Below are 628 nucleotides of genomic sequence, written 5' to 3' on the forward strand. Positions count from 1 at the left end.
GTCGCGCCCGCCCGCCCCGCGTGGCCGGCCGGCCCCACCGCGCCCGCTGCGAGCAGGGTCAGGGCCAGGGCGGAGCCTGGCGCGATCCGGCGTCGCCATGTCGTCGTCATCTGATCTCCTCGCGTGGCGGTGACGCTGCGGTGGGCAGCTCCTGCGACCCTGTCCCCGGGGCGTGGGACGGCCGTGAGACGACGATGAGAGCTCCCTCATCCAGGGCCGGGCGCGCCCCGACCCGCCCGGGCGACCCTCCGGCGATCGTCCAACCCGGGCCGACGTCCGCCGGGCGTGGCGCCCTACCCTTGGTCCCCATGGGGCTTCGGCGTGCCACGGACAACGAGACGGTCCCCGGTGACGTGCCCGCCGCGGGGCCGCGGTGGCGCGGGCAGACGTGGCGCCGCGGGCAGGTGCCCCGGATGGTGCTGTTGGCGGGAATCCTCGCCGCCGTTCCGCTCGCGCTGTACGTCCTCTACGGCGCCTTCGGAACCGGGGACCGGGCGGCCCCACCCGACCTGGGCGGCCCCATTCTGGTGCCCACCGCCACCGCCACCGCCTCCGCCTCCGTCACCGCCGACCCGACCTGGCCGGCACCGCCGCTTGCCCCACTCCCGGCACCGGCGCGGCCGCGGCC

At 78.0% G+C, this 628-nt stretch carries 1 pseudogene; it reads left to right on the forward strand.

What is annotated here, in order from left to right:
* Positions 1-413: 413 nt before the first annotated feature.
* A pseudogene (locus ND748_RS33405) lies at positions 414-628 on the forward strand (hypothetical protein); the annotation flags it as partial.

It is taken from the genome of Frankia sp. AiPs1, assembly GCF_023716945.1.
Classification (GTDB): Bacteria; Actinomycetota; Actinomycetes; order Frankiales; family Frankiaceae; genus Frankia.